Source organism: Alteromonas sp. 4NH20-0056, from assembly GCF_057539655.1.
In genome coordinates this window covers 170,700-187,401 of the sequence record NZ_BAAJLS010000002.1, presented here as the reverse complement: position 1 = coordinate 187,401, position 16,702 = coordinate 170,700, and the positions used below count along the sequence as shown (strand labels likewise).

The 16,702-nt window shown below is 44.1% G+C and carries 13 protein-coding genes; 8 read left to right on the top strand and 5 right to left on the bottom strand.

The window, feature by feature from the left end; all coding sequences use genetic code 11:
* Positions 1-4: 4 nt before the first annotated feature.
* From AC27EZ_RS04395 to AC27EZ_RS04385, 3 genes are all read right to left on the bottom strand, one after another.
* Complete coding sequence (locus AC27EZ_RS04395) at positions 5-997, bottom strand: TauD/TfdA family dioxygenase (protein WP_487134155.1); 993 nt, start codon at positions 995-997, stop codon at positions 5-7.
* A gap of 9 nt (positions 998-1,006) precedes the next feature.
* Positions 1,007-1,969: an aldo/keto reductase gene (locus tag AC27EZ_RS04390; RefSeq protein WP_487134154.1), complete on the bottom strand. Its 963-nt coding sequence runs from the start codon at positions 1,967-1,969 to the stop codon at positions 1,007-1,009.
* 302 nt (positions 1,970-2,271) lie between these two features.
* Positions 2,272-3,021 carry a GntR family transcriptional regulator gene (locus AC27EZ_RS04385; protein WP_487134153.1) on the bottom strand — a complete coding sequence of 250 codons (750 nt, stop codon included), beginning with the start codon at positions 3,019-3,021 and terminating at the stop codon, positions 2,272-2,274.
* Between the two features lie 202 nt (positions 3,022-3,223).
* On the opposite strand from AC27EZ_RS04385, the gene AC27EZ_RS04380 reads away from it, so the two are divergent.
* The 4 genes from AC27EZ_RS04380 (at position 3,224) to AC27EZ_RS04365 (ending at position 10,374) form a co-directional block, all read left to right on the top strand.
* Entirely contained in the window at positions 3,224-5,317 is a 2,094-nt protein-coding gene (locus tag AC27EZ_RS04380; protein ID WP_487134152.1) for a glycoside hydrolase family 31 protein, read from the top strand.
* A gap of 16 nt (positions 5,318-5,333) precedes the next feature.
* Positions 5,334-7,055, top strand: coding sequence for a solute:sodium symporter family transporter (locus AC27EZ_RS04375; protein ID WP_487134151.1), 1,722 nt, complete (start codon positions 5,334-5,336; stop codon positions 7,053-7,055).
* Between the two features lie 530 nt (positions 7,056-7,585).
* Positions 7,586-8,581: a polysaccharide deacetylase family protein gene (locus AC27EZ_RS04370; protein ID WP_487134150.1), complete on the top strand. Its 996-nt coding sequence runs from the start codon at positions 7,586-7,588 to the stop codon at positions 8,579-8,581.
* Positions 8,578-10,374 carry a carbamoyltransferase family protein gene (locus AC27EZ_RS04365; protein WP_487134149.1) on the top strand — a complete coding sequence of 599 codons (1,797 nt, stop codon included), beginning with the start codon at positions 8,578-8,580 and terminating at the stop codon, positions 10,372-10,374. Before AC27EZ_RS04370 ends, AC27EZ_RS04365 begins: the two co-directional genes overlap by 4 nt.
* A gap of 123 nt (positions 10,375-10,497) precedes the next feature.
* Here the strand turns inward: AC27EZ_RS04365 and AC27EZ_RS04360 are convergent, their stop codons facing one another.
* Together AC27EZ_RS04360 and AC27EZ_RS04355 are read right to left on the bottom strand one after the other, a co-directional pair.
* Complete coding sequence (locus tag AC27EZ_RS04360) at positions 10,498-11,169, bottom strand: hypothetical protein (protein ID WP_487134148.1); 672 nt, start codon at positions 11,167-11,169, stop codon at positions 10,498-10,500.
* A gap of 213 nt (positions 11,170-11,382) precedes the next feature.
* The gene (locus AC27EZ_RS04355) at positions 11,383-13,725 is read right to left on the bottom strand and encodes an acyl-CoA dehydrogenase (RefSeq protein ID WP_487134147.1); all 2,343 of its coding nucleotides are present in this window, start codon (positions 13,723-13,725) and stop codon (positions 11,383-11,385) included.
* Between the two features lie 219 nt (positions 13,726-13,944).
* Here AC27EZ_RS04355 and AC27EZ_RS04350 point away from each other — a divergent pair, with 219 nt between their 5' ends.
* From AC27EZ_RS04350 to AC27EZ_RS04335, 4 genes are all read left to right on the top strand, one after another.
* Complete coding sequence (locus tag AC27EZ_RS04350; RefSeq protein WP_487134146.1) at positions 13,945-14,481, top strand: outer membrane beta-barrel protein; 537 nt, start codon at positions 13,945-13,947, stop codon at positions 14,479-14,481.
* A gap of 139 nt (positions 14,482-14,620) precedes the next feature.
* A complete protein-coding gene (locus AC27EZ_RS04345) occupies positions 14,621-14,878 on the top strand; it encodes a DUF3081 family protein (RefSeq protein ID WP_487134145.1) in 258 nt (85 codons plus the stop codon).
* A 136-nt stretch (positions 14,879-15,014) separates the two neighbouring features.
* Positions 15,015-15,944 carry an LpxL/LpxP family Kdo(2)-lipid IV(A) lauroyl/palmitoleoyl acyltransferase gene (gene lpxL, locus AC27EZ_RS04340; protein ID WP_487134482.1) on the top strand — a complete coding sequence of 310 codons (930 nt, stop codon included), beginning with the start codon at positions 15,015-15,017 and terminating at the stop codon, positions 15,942-15,944.
* A 140-nt stretch (positions 15,945-16,084) separates the two neighbouring features.
* Positions 16,085-16,702 carry a TcpQ domain-containing protein gene (locus tag AC27EZ_RS04335; protein ID WP_487134144.1) on the top strand — a complete coding sequence of 206 codons (618 nt, stop codon included), beginning with the start codon at positions 16,085-16,087 and terminating at the stop codon, positions 16,700-16,702.

The window sequence follows — 16,702 nt, the reverse complement described above, 5'->3', positions numbered from 1 at the left end:
GCGATTAACGCTCAGAGGCCACAAGCGCTACAAGCACTTGGCGCTTTCTTTCGCCGGAATAAGGACGTCTGCCATGCATTGCACGGTAGTTATCTACCAATGCCACATCGCCGTCTTGCCATTCAAGGTCAAAGGTAAAGGTTTGAGCGAGCTCGGTAATACGGGTTAACCCTTCTCTAGGAATTGGCATACCATCGCCGAATGTTATCGCAGAGGATGGGTTGTCGTGTACGCCTTTCCAGCCCATATAGGCTGCGATAAGCTGGTTATAAAAAGACTGCGAACCGTCCGACAACTTAATCACTGCGGGTAGAACTGGCGTAATGGCACGTAAACTGCCGTCTCCCATCCATTCCCAGCTATAACCTAATTCACCTAATTTAGCTTCGGCAGCCTCGGTAGTGTCCACACTCAATGTGCTTTTCCAACTGCGGCCTTGGCCTGAATTTGCGTCATCAGCGGCGGGCATTGTTGTGGTGTATTTTACGCCTTTCTTCGCAAAGTCGTCAGCTAACGATGGATTTTCTGCTTTTAGTGCTTCAAACAGTTTGTCTGACCGACACAAGGGTGTTGCACCCCCTTTGTCGGCAGCAGATAGGCAGAAAAAGAACAGTTTGCTTGGAGAGATGGGTGTCTGTGCCATCTCGTGATGCAAGAAAATCTCTACTTCTTTTGGTGCTTCATTGGCTGTAAAGACTCGCTCAGTAAAATTAATGCGCACTGCGTTTGATAGCGATTCTTTATAGGTAAAATTTGCGTAACCGAAACTCGCTGAAAAGGTATCAAAGGTTTCGGCTGAATCAAGTGGAAAACCTCTGAACAATAGCGCTCCAGATATGGCAAGTTGGGCCTCAAGTTCTGCTTGGTTGTCTTGAATAAACGCAACGGTATCGTCTACCGAAATACAGTTATTGTTATTCACAACAATTTGCGGAAATACGGTATTACCGTAGCTATGTTGCGTCGCCACATTGGCGTAAGTGATCGCGTTGCTCATCGCACTCTCCTAGTCGTAAATAGGGTGGAAACGGTTAAATGCAGCTTCACAAAAGTGACCTGGATCGTTGAAGCGTCGGTTCATGTTTAGCGCAGAAATAGCGGCCATTTCATCATCAGTTAAAGAGAAGTCGAATAAAGCTAAGTTTTCTCGCATCCGTTCTGGTTTTGATGTTTTTGGAATAATGGCATTACCGCGTTGAATACCCCAGCGTAATACCACTTGAGCAGGGGTTTTACCATGCGCTGATGCGGCTTGCTTCACGACACTTTGCTCCAGTACCGATTCGGTTTTATCGGCCATTTCCAGCTCTAAATAAGACAACGCCCCTAATGGCGAAAATGCGGTTACGTTCATACCATAGTCTTTTGCCAAACGAATTAAGCGTGACTGGGTCAGGTAAGGGTGCGATTCAATTTGTAGCATGGCAGGTTTGATGCGTGCGTAACTCATCAGGTCGTGTAATAACCCGGTGTTGTAATTACATATACCAATACGGCTGACTTTTTTGCTATCGACTAACCCTTCCATTGCTTCCCATGTTTTATAGAGCGGGACTGGGGCTAATTCCATGGTCGGGTTTTCTAGCGTAGTGTCGTAAAACCACTCTGGCGGATAGCGTGTTTCAATGGGCACAAACTTCTGGGCAATCGGGAAATGAATCAAATATAGGTCGAGATAATCTAACTGTAAGTCTTTCAGCGTTTTTTCCAGTGCTAGTGGCACATGTTCTGGCGCATGGAAGGTGTTCCACAATTTAGACGTAATCCATAGCTCCTCACGGGTGCATAGGCCTTCTTTTATGGCGCGTTGAATGCCTTCGCCAACTTCTTTCTCGTTACCGTAATCTGCAGCACAGTCTAAGTGGCGATAACCCGCTTTAATCGCTTCGTACGTTGTATCAGCACAAATAGCAGTATCGACCTTCCAGAACCCAAACCCTACTTCAGGGATGTTTGCCAACGCGTTCATATCTCTAATCCTGTCAAATAATGTAGCACAAGTCTTGTATAAGACATAAGTTATTACAGGAGTAGTTCCTTGTCAACATTGTGTTAACAAGCTCAGTTGTTGCTGATAAATAATAAGCACTTGCAAAGGCGCTGTCTTTGGCAACAATAGGGAAAAAGAATGATATTTAAATAATAAGGACAGGGAGATCAACGCGGTGGAGGCGTGTTGAAGCAAAGCGTTAACCCTCTCCTTATGTCGGCGCTAGGCGTATTGAGCCGCGCATACACGGGAATGATTTTTAAAACACGCCTAGTGCAGATTTAGTCTAGCTCAACTTGGTAGTGATAATGATCGCTTCTGCATTTACTTTCACGGTATTCAATAAGTTTACCGTCGATAGATTCTGTCACGCGAGTGACAAGCAGCAAGGGCTCATTCTCTTTTATCTGTAATAACTTGGCGTCTGATTGTGACGCCAACACAGCTTTTATTCCGTCTCGGGTTTTTAGCACGGTTTGATTAAAGTCAGTTTGGTAGAAATGGTACAGTGTATGCGGAATGTCTTTGTGCTCGTGTATTCGAGGGAAGTATTTTGTTGGTAGAAAAATGGTTTCAAGCATACAAAATTCATTATCAAGAATACGCCGACGCTCGATTTTGGTTACGCGCTCTTTATTGGTAAGTTGTAAGGCGGTTTGAATCGTTTCATTGGGCGCTATCAACTCAATGTTTAGAAGCTCTGCTTTGGGCAACTCAGCACCTTTGCCGTCGGCTTGCAAAGGAAAAAACCTAAATAATGCATCTTGCGCGGTATGCTCCGATACAAAGGTGCCAACACCTTGGCGACGCGAAACAATTTTTGTGTCGGTAAGAAGTGTTAATGCCTTGCGCACGGTGCCTTGGCTTACATTGAATTCATCGGCAAGTTTAAATTCACTCGGCAACATTTCACCTGGTTGCCAGCGGCGTTCTACAATAAGCTGTTTGATATATTCTGCAACTTGTTGATAGAGCGGTTGGAACGCAAGACTAGGACCACCTAACTTATGGTCGAACTGAGATGAAGACATGAAACCCTGACCTAATGCTTAATGTTTATTAGTTATATCATACACACGTGTTATAGCGTAATTTTGATGTAAATCACATATCACCTTAGGTATAGACGAAATACCAGCTAATTAATTGTACCTTGCCCGCGAAATGTCCATTGACAGTTAAGTTACATTTCATTAACTTATGTCTTATATAAGACGTAGGGTGTTAAGTGACATGAATAAGGCATTTTCGGTTAACGAACCAGATTGGAACAGTATAAATGCTGCGGATATCAACGGCAGCTCATATTTATTAGACGAATATCACTTTGCGGTACCCACGCAATACGACACACTGGTATTCTCACTAAGTGAGTTTGGCCTGCGCATTCAATCAGGCATTGGCAGTGTGGAAGGAACGCGCGGCACAGACTATAACATGTTGGTCGCCACCCCTGACGTTTTGCCCCTTTCAGTCTCAGGAGATACCGAGCAACAAGTAATTAGTGCCGGAGACTACCGTTTAGCGTTATTTTTTGCCCCTCTTCATTTTAAACTTTATCGCAATGATGTATTAGTTCAGCAATCTGCAACTGATGGGCATTTTGTTCGACAGCATCGTCTTCCTCCGTTCGCTAAAACTGACGCAGGGTGGATAGTCAGCCTCGAGCTTACCGACGAAGAGCCTATCTATGGGCTCGGGGAAAAATGGGGCAAGCTTGATAAACGTGGTCAGTTAATTCGTTCTTATAATCACGATGCATTGGGCGTGAACACAGAAAAATCATATAAGAATACGCCTTACGCGTGGAGTACTGAAGGGTGGAATCTTTTTGTCCATACGCCCACACCGGTTACGCATGGGGTTGGTTATGCGCCTTGGTCACAGCGCGCCTATGTGTGCATAGTAGAAGATAACGCGCTAGATATGTTTCTTTATCATTGCGATACGCCTGCGCAAAGTATCAATACCTATAGCAGCTTAACGGGCTTTGCACCTGTGCCACCTACGTGGAGTTTAGGGGTTATTCTGTCGAAGGCTTATTACAAAGACGCAGACGAGCTGCTTGCGGTTGCGCGTGAAGTGCGTGAAAGAAAGATGCCATGTGATGTGATAACGCTAGATGGTCGTGCATGGCAGGACACTGACACCCGCTTTGCATTTGAGTGGGATCCTAGCCGCTATCAAGATCCTAAGCCAGTCATTGACGAATTAAAAGCGATGGACTTTAAAATTTGCGTATGGGAATACCCCATGGTGTCGGTTAAAAACCCGCTATTCGCAGAAGCTGCTAAGAAAGGTTGGCTTATTAAAGACAAGCGTACCGGTGAAGCCTATCGCTACGAATGGGATTTAAGCCCTTTTGGTGAAGTGCTCACGCCGCTGCCGGATTCTGGCATCCTCGATTTTACCCATCCAGATGCCTATGAGTTTTGGAAAGCGTCACACAAGCCGCTATTCGACTTGGGCGTTGATATGATTAAGGCCGACTTTGGTGAGCAACTAGAAGATGACAATATGCTGGCATACAGCGGTGACTCGGGTAATCGATTACACAACGTATACAGCATGCTATACAACCGCTGCGTTTACGAAGCTGCCGAAAAATACTGTAAAACGGGGCCATTTTTATTTAGTCGTTCTGCATGGACAGGCAGTCAACGTTTTCCTTCACAATGGGGAGGGGACCCGCAAGCCGACTGGCATGGGTTAGCGGCCAGTATTCGCGGCAGTTTGTCGTGGGGAATGTCAGGAGGCCCTTTCTTTGCCACCGATATCGGCGGTTTTTATAAAGACACTCGCGACGCTGAATTGTATGTGCGTTGGACACAGGCTTCTGTATTTTCAGCCCACATGCGTTTACATGGTATTGGGCCAAGAGAGCCTTGGTCTTATGGCGATGCAGCCTCTGATGCGGTGTTTGAGGCATTAGCATTGCGTTATCAATTATTACCCTATTTACAAAAGACCATGCAACAAGCCAGTGAATCGGGGTTGCCCGTACAAAGGGCGATGGCCTTAGCATTTCCGCACGACCCCTTAGCGCGCCAGTTTGAGCAACAATTTATGTGCGGTGAGAGTTTACTCGTGGTGCCGTGCATCGTCCCCGGCGGTAAAGTGAAGTTTTATCTTCCAGAGGGAGACTGGGTGAGGTTTGCTCCAACATCTACTTCTAGTTCGGTCTATGAAGGGGGTAAATATTATGAGCATACATTACCACTTAACGAGCTTGCGGTATTTATTCGAAAGGGTGAGCGCATTCAGTTGGGGCCTAAGGTAGAGCATACTGAAATGGATATGTCAGCCACCACAATGTGGCCACAGTAGTTGTCGGAGCGTTAGCATGAATGTCACCCTTACCTTAGTAACCTGCATTGCCTTTATGGCGTTAGTTGCCATAATTTCTTACTTTAAAACGAAGGGCGAAGTAGACACGCAAGATGGCTATTTTCTTGCGGGGCGAGGGTTAACGGGGATTTTCATTGCGGGCTCAATGATATTAACGAATTTGTCGGCAGAGCAGCTAATAGGGCTTAATGGCTCAGCGTTCGGTTATAACTTAAGTGCGATGGCATGGGAGGTAACCGCTGGCATTTCTACTATTATCATGGCACTCGTGTTTTTACCTCGCTATCTAGCGGGTGCGTTCTCTACGCTTCCTGAGTTTCTTCGTGACCGATTTGACGACAGCGTGCGACGTATGACTGTTGTACTATTTATGGTGGGATACACATTAATCACTATCCCATCGGTGCTTTATTCAGGTTCTATTGCCGTGCTGCGGTTATTCGATGTACCTGGGTTGTTAGATTTACCCTATGAAGCAAGCCTGGTTGTTACCATTGTTATGGTGGGCAGCATTGGTGCGCTATATGCCATATTTGGTGGGCTAAAAGCGGTGGCGGTGTCAGATACAATAAATGGTATAGGGTTACTGATTGTCGGTCTTTTGGTGCCTATTTTAGGGCTAATTGCGTTAGGTGATGGCAGCTTCTCCAGCGGGCTTACTACCATAGCGACAACAGAAACGGAAAAACTCAACGCCATAGGTGCAGCAGACGACCCTGTTCCCTTCGGCACCATATTTACCGGCATGTTACTCGCAAACCTGTTTTACTGGGGTACGAATCAATACGTTATTCAGCGCACGTTAGGCGCAAAGAACCTAGAAGAAGGGCAGAAAGGTGTCCTATTTTCTGGCTATTTCAAGGTACTTGTTCCCTTCATGATGATGCTGCCTGGTGTGATCGCGTATCATTTGTATCAAAATGAAAGCCTACAAACTATCGACTTGGCATACCCTCACTTAGTAAAAGATGTACTGCCTCAATATCTATCGGGCTTCTTCTTGGCCGTATTGTTAGGGGCTGTGTTTAGCTCGTTCAATTCGTTACTAAACAGTACTGCTACGTTGTTTTGTTTAGATGTGTATAAGCCATTTAAGAAAAATAAGGTTAGTGACGGCCAGCTAATTCGCGTGGCAAAAATAACCAGCCTTGTTATTGCGGTGGTGTCGTTTATTACCGCACCACTTCTGATGCTAGCGCCAGAGGGCTTGTGGCAAATCATCCGCATTTTTACAGGGTTTTATAATATTCCCGTTATCACTATTGTGTTGGTTGGGCTGTTTACTAAAAACGTACCGGCCGTGGCAGCCAAAGTGGCCATTATATTCCATGTTATCGCCTACGGGCTGTTGAAATTTGTATGGCAGGTAGAACTAAACTTTATTCATATATATGCTGTGCTTTTCTTCATTGAATTAGCAATTATGTTAACCATTGGTCATTTCTATCCAATGGCAAAGCCATGGCGTTTTATACCGAAAGCCGAAGTGGATATGACCCCTTGGCGCTATTCGATTCCGTGCGCCATTATCCTTATAGGTTTAATTGTTACCCTGTACTTGATGTTCTCTCCCATTGGCTTTGTGGGCGGTATGAGTAGTGCATTTGTGCCGTTACTAATCATTACGTGGGTGGTGAGTATCATATCGGTCGGCATAAGCCTGAAATGGTGGAGACGTCGTTATGAGCAAAATGTAGCGCGAATTATTACGCCGTAGGTGAGGTTCCCCTTCTTCACGTTGCAGACCGCAACCTAGCATCAGATGAAGCGCGGTTATCCGCGCTCTTCAATTACCGTTTGCAAGGCTTCAAATAATGCGCCTGATAGCATAAAAATTAAACATTACAAAAAATTAACTTATTGGTTGTGTGTAGCGTTCTTAGTTTAAACCGCGTTTAACGGTTATTAACCGTTGCTTAAAAAAAACTCTTCAAAAATACAATTCAACCCCCCGCTAATATCCGAATAACAATTAGTCTTTTGTTATCGAAGCCTTACGTTTTAGGCGTTTCAGGATAATTTTTTCAATAATCGCACTACGCTTCATGTGTTTGGATTCTTATTGCTAACGTATTACTTTCTCTAATTAATTGGCATATGATTATTCCATTTTGTTATTGAATGATTGTTTTTTATAACTTGAGAATTCTTCTCAAGCTTTTGTTCTAACTGAATTAATTATGGAATATAGGGTTTCGTTATAGTATAACATTTCACCAGTATCCTCTGGTTAATTTGGATTGGGCAATGATGAGAAATGATGTCGATTATATTGATGAAACAACACTTGAACGTCCACACCTCTTAGTTGTCATTGACACTGAAGAGGAGTTTGATTGGCACAAGCCAGTAAGCAGTGATTCTACAGGAACTGAACATCTATCAGCACTGCCGTCTTGGCAAAAGTACTTCGTTGAATCAGGAGTAAAACCTTGTTACGTGGTCGATTACCCAGTTTCTCAAGATAAGAAAACAATGCAATTGCTATCACTCTACCATAACGATGGTTCAGCTGAGATTGGTGCGCATTGTCATCCGTGGGTAAACCCACCAATTGAAGAAAAAATATGTGCAATGAACAGTTACCCGGGTAACCTCCCTAAACTATTAGAATTTGCAAAAATTCAAACTTTGACGGAAGAAATTGAAAGACAAATTGAGGCGCCGTTAAAATCATATAAGTCAGGTCGATATGGCAGCGGCCCCAACACGCAAGATATTTTACTTCAGTTAGGTTATGAAATTGATCTCTCAGTCTGCCCCGCATTTGATGCAAGAATGGACGGTGGGCCTGATTATCGCTTTGAAAAGACGCAGTCATTTATCTACACGTCACAAGAAAACGAAAAGCTAACACATTTTCCGTTATCATCAGACTTTGTTGGGTGGGGAGGAGTAATTAAGCCTCATATAGACCCCTTAGCACGAAAACTCGAACGTCTTAGGATACCTGGTATTTTGGCGCGAAGCGGCTTTTCCGATCGATTAAAGTTATCTCCGGAAGGCTACACATCTAACGAACATATTAAGTTAGCCAATTCCCTAATTAAAAAAGGCAATCGGATACTATCTTGGACTCTTCATTCTTCATCTTTCGCACCCGGGTATTCACCCTATGTCAGGACTGAGAACGACCTTAACGAATTTAAAGCGAAGTTTGATTTATTTTTTGACTATTTCTTTAACACATTGGGCGGCGTTGCAGTAACACCAGCTCAACTTAAAAAAGAGCTTACCTTATGATAATACTTGGTATATCACCCCTTGATAAAGATGCGACAGTTTCACTTATGATTGACGGTAAATTAGTATTTGCCGCATCTGAAGAGCGTTATTCAAGGGTCAAACAACAAGGCGGATTCCCCACTTTAGCGTTGTCTCATGCGTTAGAATATAACCAAATCACTATAGAACAAATTGATGTCGTGACTTATCCATTTCTAGAGGCGAAAGGTGAGTCTGCATGTATTAAAAAGAATGTTACCGCACTAGAGCAACTGCCGCGTAAAAAGCCGACACCAGAGCCGCCCATACCTCAAGATAGTACCTTTGAAACAGTACCAGGCTTGGATAGCGCTACAGAAACTATGCAAAAAAGTCCTCTGCATAAACTCGTTTACAGAGTCCTTGGAAAACCTTCAGCGTTAAGTAACTGGTATTCTCGCCGAGCGTTTCGTCAGTGGGCCGTTAAAAGCCAAAATAGCTTTTCTTACTACGACGACGTGCTATCTAGGGGCCTTAAAAGTTTAGGCTTCAAAGGTAAAGTCAAGCGGGTCGACCATCATCGCTCACATGCAGCTAATTCGTTTTATTGCAGTGATTTCGATAAAGCACTCATTGTCACTTTAGATGGTTATGGTACTGGGGGAGCGGGTTCGGTAAGTGTGGGTGAAAAGGGAAAAATTAAATTATTAAATAAAGTCGATTATCCCCACTCGTTAGGTCTCATGTATGAGCAGGTTACATCAGCGCTTGGTTTCAAACCTTCGAGGCATGAAGGAAAAATTGTCGGATTAGCTGCTTATGGCAACCCACAAGTACTTGGTCCTTACCTGCTCGAACGCGTTTATCTTGCCCCTGGAAAGTTTGAATTCGATATGCCCCACAATCCCTATTTTGCGCGCTACCTAGCGTCAAAGTATAGCAAAGTGGATGTGGCCGCTGGCTTTCAGTGGGTTCTGGAAAAGCTAGCATGTGATTACATTGAACATTATGTAGCAGAGACTGGTATTGAAAACATTGTGCTATCAGGAGGGGTAACTGCAAACGTAAAATTAAATCAGCGTATATACGAAATAGACGGTGTTCAAAGACTATTTGTATACCCGAATATGGGTGATGGCGGCTGTGCTACCGGAGCAGCGTTACTTGCAATGGATAATGCTGGTGATTTCAAATTTGATGACCCGTACTTAGGTCCAGAATATAGTGAAAAAGAACTTGAGCATGCACTTATCAAAAATGGCCTATCGTACGAGAAGCCAGATAACCTCGCAGAAACGGTTGCGTCGTTGATTAACGGTGGTGCGGTTGTCGCTAGGTTTGACGGCCGGATGGAATATGGCCCACGCGCACTGGGCAATCGTTCAATTATGTATCATGGGCGAGACCCTGACGTAAATAACTGGTTGAATAAAAGATTAGGCCGTACGGAGTTTATGCCGTTTGCACCTGTAGCATTGATGGAAGATCGTAACCGATACTTTTTCAATAGTGAAGGAGTGGAAAGAACAGCAGAGTTTATGACGGTAACGCTAGACTGTACCGAAGAGATGAAGCAAGACTGCCCAGCCGCTGTTCATGTAGATGGAACCGCCAGACCTCAACTTATTACAAGCGAAAGAAATCCCGGGTACTTTGACATTCTTAAGGCGTACAAGGGCTTAACTGGGATAGGGGCTTTGATTAACACCAGCTTTAATATGCATGAAGAGCCAATCGTGAGAACGCCAGATGATGCAATAAGAGCTTACCTATTAGGGGAGTTGGATGTTTTGATATTGGGTCCATTTATTTCTGTGAAGGGAATAAATTAGTAATAGAGTGGGGTGTTTTTTTGTACACCCCAGATTACTTCACGCTATCCATCATTCGTGTAATAAAGCGCCAATGTTGAACGTCAAACTATTTACTTCGATTCAACATTGGGTTTTTTATGGTTATCCGCGCTCTTCAATTACCGTTTGCAAGGCTTCAAATAATGCGCCTGATAAGTGTTGGTTTCTTTTGTGGATTACATGAACAGCAGGTTGTTCCGTGCTGATAGCTATTGTTTTTATCCTCATCGCCTCAAAATCAGCGTCTGACGAGCCATCGCTAGGCAGAATGGCATAGCTATAGCGTTTAAATGTCATCAGATCTCGTATCTTCTGAATATCTTCAAACCCATCTAAGTTTGCATAAATGTCTGGGATGTCTTTGTTTTCTCGACGTTGGGCTTTAAAACGACGCCTTACCGCAATAGTTATGGAAGGGTCACGCAGTATACCTAAGTTACAGGGTACATCGCTTGCACAATAAAGTGATAAACGTCCGTTTGCCAAAGGAGGGTAAATGGGAAGTACATTACTGAAAGGGCGGGTGACGCTCTCAAAGCGAATGATATCAGCATCCAAAAAGCCGTCATTAAGTAAACGAAGACCTCGTTCACCGCCTACCTCTATGAACGTGGGGGTAATGCCAATACGCCGGTAGGCCTCCTCAATCAGGGGTTTATAATAAGTGTGAATACGTGGGTGATTAATGTACCCGATGGTATACGCACGTTCTTCTCCATAACTATTTTTGACGCTGGTTATTATCAAAAAGACTAGCACTACAAGACATTTCATTGTGTTCCCTAGAATGTCGCCATACTAGTTAATATAGGGAGCCATTATACTAAAGTCTAATGCCTTGAGGTGGGGAGTGAGAACAATGGGTCATGTGTTGGCAATTTATATTGACGAAAAACCATTAAAAAAGCCCCGCTTTCGCAAGTTAATCTGTTTATCAGACACTTACCAATGCAGGGCTTTTTAGTAGGTTAATATAACCTAATTCGTTTAGGCTGCGTTTTTGCCGCCATCTACCGCTGTTAGCGTTTCAGACGCAGGAAGTAATTCCATGTCGAATGTATATTCGTCTACACGTACAGCAAGTTTACGCTTTTCATTGTAGTCATGAAGCTGTGCAGCTTCTTGTGCATTAACCACACCTTTTTCTTGCAGCTTGTTCAATGCATGCTCAAAAGAGATGAATGGAACCACTGGCTCTTTGCGAAGTGCTTTTTGTACTTTGCCAAGAAGGTGGGCAACCGCATGCTTAGCTTTAAACGCTTGCTCGTTGATATCGTTACCATCACCCGGTGTTACGCGTACAAGGTGAGTAAGCTGCGCTTTAACGCTATTATCTTGCATTGACGCAATTGATAATTCACGTACTAGGTCATCGCTAATACCCGCAACACTATTCGTGTAGGTGTTAGTAAGTAAACGCATTAGACCGCGCGTTGCTGTATTCGGGAAATTGTTGATGAAGTTAACAATCGCCTGATCAGCCTGCTGTAAAGACCACTGCATAGCATACTCGAAATACGGTAGTGCTAGCTTTCTGTCTTCAATGCGCTGCTCGTAAAAACGGATAGCAGCCATTGCACCGTATAGGTAGCTCATTACATCGCCTAAGCGAGCAGAAAGAAGCTCCGCTTTCTTAAGGTCGCCACCAAGTACTGCCAAAGATAGGTCAGCAAGAGGTGCAAGCTTCGCAGAAATGCTATTTACACGTTTTTCATACTTACGTACTTCAGGTAGTGCAGACTCGGTACCGCGTAAGAATGGTAAATATGATTTACCCAAGCTGCGGAACGCGTTATTCACACTGAAACCAACTGTCTTACGTAATACCTTGTTGAACTCTTTGTCCGCAGAACTTTCGTTGCTGTGGATAAGGTCTACCATGTCTTTTAGGTAAGGGTGACAACGCATTGCACCTTGACCAAAAATCATAAGGTTACGAGTAAGGATATTTGCACCTTCAACCGTAATTGCGATTGGCAGTGCTGCATAGCCGCCTGCTAATGTATTCTGCGGGCCACGTTGAATTGCTTTACCAGCTTGAATATCCATTGCAGAGTTCATTACGTCACGACCTAGTTCAGTCATGTGATACTTAGCAATCGCGGTAACAACTGATGGTTTAACGCCAAGACCTAAGCCTTCTGTCGTTAGAACACGCATTGCTTCAAGTAAGAATGTCTTACCAGCAATGTCAGCCATTTTCTCTTGAATACCTTCAAAACGACCAATTGGAAGACCAAATTGTTCACGAACGAAAGAGTATTCAACAGTACCTTTAAACGCAGACTGTGCTGTTGCTACGCCCATCGCAGGAAGAGAGATACCACGGCCAGCGCCTAAGCAGCTAACCAGCATCTGCCAACCACGGCCGATGTTCTTCTGACCACCAATGATGAAATCCATCGGGATAAATACGTCTTGACCGCGAGTGGTACCGTTGTAGAAACGAACGCCCATAGGGTCGTGACGGTTACCTAGTTCAACACCTGGGTGTGACTTAGGAAGCAATGCACAGGTAATACCTAGCTCTAATTTATCGCCAAGAAGGTGCTCTGGGTCGAATACTTTAAACGCAAGACCAAGTACAGAAGCGATAGGCGCAAGCGTAATGTAACGCTTATCCCAGCTAATACGAAGACCTAGTACTTCTTCACCATTGAACTCGCCTTTGGTAACAATAGCAGCATCAGGAATCGCACCTGCATCTGAACCTGCTTCAGGGCTAGTAAGCGCGAAGCATGGAATGTCACGGCCGTCAGCAAGACGTGGTAGCCAGTAATCTTGTTGATCTGTGGTGCCGTAGTGCATAAGTAACTCACCTGGGCCTAACGAGTTAGGTACCATTACGGTTACCGCAATTGCGCCACTTACTGCTGCTATTGTGGCAACAATCGTAGAGTTTGCATAAGGGCTGAATTCTAGACCACCAAATTTCTTTGGAATGATCATTGAGAAGAAACGGTTCTTACCAAGAAAATCTAAGATTTCCTGTGGAATGTGTTTGCCGTTACCCAACTCGAAGTCGTCGACCATAGCAAGAAGTTCAGTGACAGGGCCGTCCATGAATGCTTGTTCTTCAGCGCTCAATTTCGCTTGAGGAATATCGCGTAACGCCTGCATGTCAGGCTTACCCTGATAAATTGACGATTCAATCCACACGTCACCCGCGTCTAGCGCTTCTTGTTCTGTAACTGAAATTGGGGGTAAAACTTTCTTTAGACTTGTTCTAATACTCATAAGACTCATCCGCTCATCTGACCAGTTGTATGGGGTTAATACTACAACAGATTTGGAAAAGATCAAATTTTGTAAAAAGTGTATAAATATCATGTTCTTATTTTCATGGTTTAATTGCTTGTTTACAAAAAATAAACAAAATCAGCATCTTAAGGTGTATTTTATTTGTACAGGAAAGTGCAGAAAGGTGAAAAAATAGTCGTTTTTTGCGACTGTTAACAATATTTCATCTTAACCGTTGAGGTAATTAATCGTTTCACATTGATAACGGCTTCTTTATAGTGTGAATCATTAATTAAAGGAGTAATTGTTGTGAAGTTTTTAACAAATGTAATGAAAGCTAGCTCGATGCTGGCGCTGGCGTGCTTGTCTATTTCTGCTAACGCGGACGTTTATGGTGTTGCAACGGTTGGGTACGCAGATGTTGATACCGATGTAATAGGTGACAGCGGCATGGCATTTGGCGGTGCTATTGGCTATCAGTTTCATAAGCAATGGTATGTTGAAGGCGGTTATTTATCTCTGGTCGATGAAAGTGAGCCGTCTGCCATGGTCGAAGCCAAAGGGGCATATCTTGCTGTATTAGGTAAAGCGGGAAGCCGAGAAGGTGAATTGTTTTACAAGCTTGGCGTTGCCAATATCGATGTTACCAGTGTCGACGCTGTAGCGTGCGCGGCAGACGTATTGCCCTGCGCTTATGACGATAGCGTGGTGGCTGGGTTAGTTGGGTTGGGGTTCGACTATTTTGTCGGTCACCGCACCATGATACGGCTTGAATACACCTACCTAGGTGGCGAAGATGATTTTTCGGCCAACATGGTGAACGTGGGCGTGCGCTATAATTTCTAAACGCTTTTAGGTTCATACAATGCGTATGTGAGGGGCTTTCTTTTGCCCCCACCACGTTGTGATGAGCATATTGTGATGTAAACCAATACACACCTTGCTGTGTATACATTAGTAAATGAACAAGCAGCATGGAATTACAATGAAAAATGAATTAGACAGTAAGTTCCTCTTACAAGTGTTCGATAAAATTCGTAACAACGGCACTAAAAAAGATGAGCAGTATGCGTTAAATGGGGTAATTGCCTTTACCGACCATGATGGCTACACCCTGTATATAGAAGATGCCAATGTGAAGCTTCAATATGGCTTTCACAATCAATACCACTTCGATTATCAATCAAGCGACCAGTTCGAAAGCTTTGAGAAAAAGCTAAAGCAAATCGATAAAGAGTATTAGTGTAAACAGCAAGGTGAGGTCTAGTGCCCGGGTTTGCGCTACAGCATCTTGCTAAATAAATCGCTGGTCCGCGCTTTCTCAGCCTCAGTTTCTTGGTACAATAGCGACATAAAACAATTAAATGGATACCGTCGCGTTGGCTGCAGCACTCAAAGCTCCCACATTTAAGTTGGCATTTCTTGGCCCTAAATACTGGTTAATCTGGTTCGCCGTTATTGTATTGTATGCAATCACATGGTTACCGTTGCCGGTAATCCGCTTTATCGGTGGTGGCACGGGCAAACTTATCGCGAAAATTGTGCCTAAACGCGCAAAGGTGGCACGTCGAAACCTTGAATTATGGAACCCTGAACTTAACCCTGCGCAGCTTGAAGCCTTGGTGAAAGAGAATATTCGTAGAACAGGCATGGCGCTTTTCGAAACCGCAATGGGCTGGTGGTGGCCTGACTGGCGCGTAAGAAATGCGATGGAATTTGAAGGGACAGAACACGTAGAGGCTGCGTTAGCCAGCGGTAAAGGTGTTTTTGGTATGGCTTTGCACAATATGAATGTTGAATTTGGGTGTCGAGGAATTGGCTATTTTCACCCGAGCATTGCGTTCTACCGTAAGCATAACAACCCGTTGATGGACTACCTTCAGTACCACGGTCGCAATCGTTCGAACAAATACATGATCCACAAACGTAACTCGAAAGCCTTGCTAGAGGCCATGGACAACAACGAGTTGTGTTTATACTTGCCAGATCAAGACTATGGTCCTAAACAAAGTGTTTTTGTTCCGTTTGGTGGTGTAAAAGACACGGCCACAACAACCGCTACGTTAATGTTTATTAGGCGTTCAGAGGCAGTGCCTATGATGATTTCGTCACAGTACACTAAGCGTGGTTATAAGATTAAAATATATCCACCGCTTACGCATTTAGGCGAGATGGACGATCACGCTGCACTCACTGAACTTAACAGGCATATTGATTCTGCAGTGAAAGAGCAGCCTGAAAGTTATTTATGGATGCATAAGCGTTTTAAAACGCGACCGGCCTCTAACCCCGCGTCACTATATGACTAATGCATAATTAGCGCACAATTAGTGCGAATATGGCAGTAAAACCCTATACTTTTGTGTGAAAATGCCGTTTCGCAATTGTTTGTTGGTGCCGACTCGGTTAGTTTGTAGATAGTTTAGATAAATAAGAACATAGAATAACAATGGCTCAAAAAGGTTACTCAAGCTCTGCATTTTGGATCCGTCAGGTTGGACTAGCACTAGGACTTGTTGTTGTCGCGGGTGTACTTATCTTTTTGCTTGAGAACCAAGATGCTGCCCCGGTGCCTGAAGCACAAAAAGAAGAAAAATCAGTGTCTTCTGGCCTCAGCGATTTTTATCGAGACTTTCGCATGTCAGCCAACGATCCGATGGATGAAGAACAAGGTGATTTTGTTCTTGATACTGCCGGCGTTGACCCTCAGCTTGATAGCAAGCTGGAACAGATGTCGAGTGGCATTCGCCCGGTAGATAAACGCTGGGAAGGCGAATACAAATTTCGCACTTTCAAAGAAGGCAATACATTGCGTGAAGCAATATCAAACTACGCGCAAGAAGAAGGCATGCAGCTAATATGGAATTTAGAGCAAGACTTCGTTATCAAACATCAGTTCCAAATGGATAACTCTGTAGCCGGTTCATTGGCTAAAATCGCAAACGCTATCGACAGCAATTTTGAAGGCGATGTGAAGGCGTATTTGTGTGCTGGTCAGCGCTCGTTAGTAGTCAGCGCTGAAGAAACGGAATTCCTTAAAAGCGAATGCAGCGTACTAGAGCGTTAA